Source organism: Thermoflexus sp. (assembly GCF_025055495.1).
Classification (GTDB): domain Bacteria; phylum Chloroflexota; class Anaerolineae; order Thermoflexales; family Thermoflexaceae; genus Thermoflexus.
Genome location: NZ_JANWXB010000151.1, coordinates 1 through 3,484 on the forward strand (window position 1 = coordinate 1; position 3,484 = coordinate 3,484).

Sequence of the window (3,484 nt, forward strand, 5' to 3'; positions counted from 1 at the left end):
TGGGCCTCCGCCAGCTGCTCCACCCGCTCCTCCGTGCGCCGCTGGGCCTCCGCCAGCTGCTCCACCCGCTCCTCCGTGCGCCGCTGGGCCTCCGCCAGCATTTGAAAGCGGGCTTCGGTTTCCCGGCGGAAGGCCTCGAAGATCTCATCTCGGAAAGCCCGAAACTCTGCCGGAAGCCGCAACAGCTCCTCCGTCAGGATCAGCGCTCGTAGCTGTTCTCGCCATTCCTGATGTTCCCGCAACAGGCGGAGGAGATCTGAAAAATCTTTCACAGTGAATCCCATACGCGTTCTCCTCTGCCGATGAGATTGTAGAGTGATACGAAGGAACCTGATCCCCTCCTCTGATCTCGCCCTTTCTTCCCCCAGGGGAGGCAGGGATGATCCACAGGGCCGAAATCAGGCGCTCTACGTGGTGTTTCCTCCCCGTATGCTATGGCTAATTATAAACCAGGCAGATGGAACGGTGACACGGATCCGGCGGAAAACTCTGAGCCCAGACAGGACAGCGGATCCATGTCCGAGGGATCCATGATCCCTCTCCCACACCGCCGCGGCGCGAAGGAGGAGCGGTCGCCACCCTCATCCGCCTCAGACCCTACGCCCCGGTCTCAGCCCTCTCCTCGAAGCATTGGCATTTTGATCCCATATCGCCGGGCTACCTCGATCGCTTTTTCGTATCCCGCATCGGCGTGGCGCACCACCCCCAGGCCCGGGTCGGTTCGCAACACCCGCTCCAGACGCCACTCCGCCTCCTTCGTGCCATCGGCCACCACCACCATCCCAGCGTGCTGGCTGAAGCCGATCCCCACCCCACCGCCGTGATGGAAGGCCACCCAGGTCGCGCCCGCCACGGCGTTCAACAGGGCGTTCAGGATCGGCCAGTCGCTGATGGCGTCGGAGCCGTCCTTCATCCCCTCCGTCTCCCGGTTCGGACTGGCCACCGAGCCCGCGTCCAGATGATCCCGCCCGATCACAACCGGCGCGCCCAGCTCCTCCCTGCGCACCAGCTCATTGAAATAGAGCCCCGCCCGGTCCCGCTCCCCGTAGCCCAGCCAGCAGATCCGGGCCGGCAGGCCCTGGAAGCGCACCCGCTTCTGGGCCATGGCGATCCACCGGCGCAGGCTCTCGTCCTCCGGAAATAGCTCCAAGATCGCCTGGTCGGTCCGGTAGATGTCCTCCGGATCCCCCGAAAGGGCGACCCAGCGGAAGGGGCCTTTCCCTTCGCAGAACAGCGGCCGGATGTAGGCCTGCACGAAGCCCGGGTAGGCGAAGGCGTCCTTCACGCCCATCTCGTAGGCCTGCTGGCGCAGGTTGTTCCCATAATCGAAGACCACCGCTCCCGCCCGATGGAAGGCCAACATGGCCTCCCCATGGACGGCCATGCTCTCCTTCGCCCGCCGGATATAAGTCTGGGGGTCTTTGACCCGGAGTTCCTCCGCCTCGAAGACCGAGAGGCCCCTAGGGACATACATCAGGGGATCGTGAGCCGGGGTCTGGTCGGTGACCACGTCCGGGATGATCCCCCGGCGGGCCAGCTCAGGGAAAACCTCTGCCGCGTTCCCCAGGAGCCCGATGGAGCGCGCCTGGCCGGTCTTCCGGTAATGCTCCACCCGTCGCAAGGCTTCATCCAGATCCTCAACGATCTCATCAAGGAATCCGTGCTCGAGGCGGCGCCGGGCTCGGCGCGGATCCACCTCCACGATGAGGCCCACCCCCTCGTTCATTGTGATCGCCAGGGGCTGGGCACCGCCCATTTCCCCTAATCCGGCGGTCAGCACCCACTTCCCCTTGAGACTGCCCTCGAAATGGGTTCGGGCGCAGGCGGCCAGCGTTTCGTAAGTTCCCTGGAGGATCCCCTGGGTGCCGATGTAGATCCAGGCGCCGGCTGTCATCTGGCCGAACATGATCAGCCCCTTGCGCTCCAGCTCATCGAAGACCTCCCAGGTAGCCCAGTGGGGGACCAGATTGCTGTTGGCGATCAGGACGCGAGGGGCGAGCTCATGGGTGCGGAAGATGGCGACGGGCTTACCGGATTGCACCAGAAGGGTTTCATCAGGCTCGAGGTCCCGCAGGGCTTTTAGGATCGCATCGAACGATTCCCAGTTGCGGGCCGCCTTGCCGCGGCCGCCGTAAACGATGAGGTTCGCTGGATCCGCCGCCACCTCGGGATCTAAATTGTTCTGGATCATGCGATAAGCGGCTTCGATCTGCCAGTTCTTACAGGCCAAGGTTTTCCCTCGGGGCGCACGGATCACCGGGGGGATCCCGCTTGAGGTCATGGAAACCTCCAGAATTCAGACTCTACCTTCACCTTTAGCGCATTTTCGAACCGCAAGCAAATCCGATCAAACCGCAGGGGAAGACAGGCAGGATGCCTTCTCCTCTTAGAGATCGGGAAAGCTGCCTTCCGTAGCCTTCCCGACCTCTGAAAAAGCTTTCGATCCTCTCCTTGCATTGCTTCGGGGCGTGGAAGATCGTGCGATCCCAGTGAAAAACAGAAAGCTGCGCGAGGGGGACGCGCAGCTTTCTGCCTGGCAAATCATTCCGAGGAAAACCAACAATAGCTCGGAAGCCCCGCTTCTGCCTTCGCCCAGGATCTGAATGGAGAAAGGGGATCACTTCGCCATGTGTTTCTCGATGTAGGCAACCGCCTCGCCCACCGTGGTGATCTTCTGCGCATCCTCATCGGAGATCTCGCCTCCGAACCGCTCCTCCAGGGCCATGATCAGCTCCACCAGATCCAGGGAATCGGCTTCCAGATCCTCTCGGAAACGGGCTTCCGGCGTCACTTTCTCCGGCGGCACGCCGAGCACTTCCACAATCACATCCCGCACTTGCTCAAAGACTGTGCTCATGGAAACCTCCCAGCCAGGGTTTGTAGTGTCTGGCGCCACAACTTGGCGTGGCGTTCCTACGAAGAGCGAAAGATACCGAAGCCCCTCCTCCCTGCTCTCCCAGGGATTCTGGGGCTGGGGCGCCGCCTTCGGCGGCACCCCAACCCCAAAATTCTTTCTCTCCCCTCCCCAGGACCCCAGGGCCTGGCCTGCTTCCCTCCCGAGGGCCTTGGATCGAACTCGTCGTCTGAAGGCGCACATGGCATTATAGTTAGCATTCTATCCGACCTGCAGAGAACGTCAAGGAAGCTCTTTGGAGGGATCCCGCCTATGGGGCTTAGATCTGAGAGGGTGATCTGCTGCATCCCCAGATGTGGGGATGTAGCAAATCCTCCTCACGCCAATTCCCACAGGGCTAAAATATTCTCGGGCGTGCGGACCGCCATCTGTGACCCCACCATTTACACCTCCTGCACCTCCCTTTCCACCGGGATCTTGACATGCCTCCCCGCGCCGAAGTAAGATGACCCCGCCTTGCCCAGTTGCCATCCGGGCTGGGATTTTCAGCCCTTGCAAGCCCGTGCGATGGATTCTAAAGGGGGGGCTTTTTGGGGCAGGGAAGGCCGCCGAAGGCGGCCTTCCCACCCC

General features: G+C 62.2%; 2 protein-coding genes and 1 pseudogene. All 3 read right to left on the reverse strand.

Annotated elements, in window-relative coordinates; all coding sequences use genetic code 11:
* Positions 1-284 (reverse strand): annotated as a pseudogene (locus tag NZM16_RS05200) (hypothetical protein); the annotation flags it as partial.
* 326 nt (positions 285-610) lie between these two features.
* Positions 611-2,281: a urocanate hydratase gene (gene hutU / locus NZM16_RS05205; RefSeq protein WP_295479116.1), complete on the reverse strand. Its 1,671-nt coding sequence runs from the start codon at positions 2,279-2,281 to the stop codon at positions 611-613.
* A 336-nt stretch (positions 2,282-2,617) separates the two neighbouring features.
* Positions 2,618-2,857 (reverse strand): acyl carrier protein, encoded by a 240-nt coding sequence (gene acpP, locus NZM16_RS05210; protein ID WP_295449808.1) that lies wholly within the window; start codon positions 2,855-2,857, stop codon positions 2,618-2,620.
* Between the last annotated feature and the right edge of the window lie 627 nt (positions 2,858-3,484).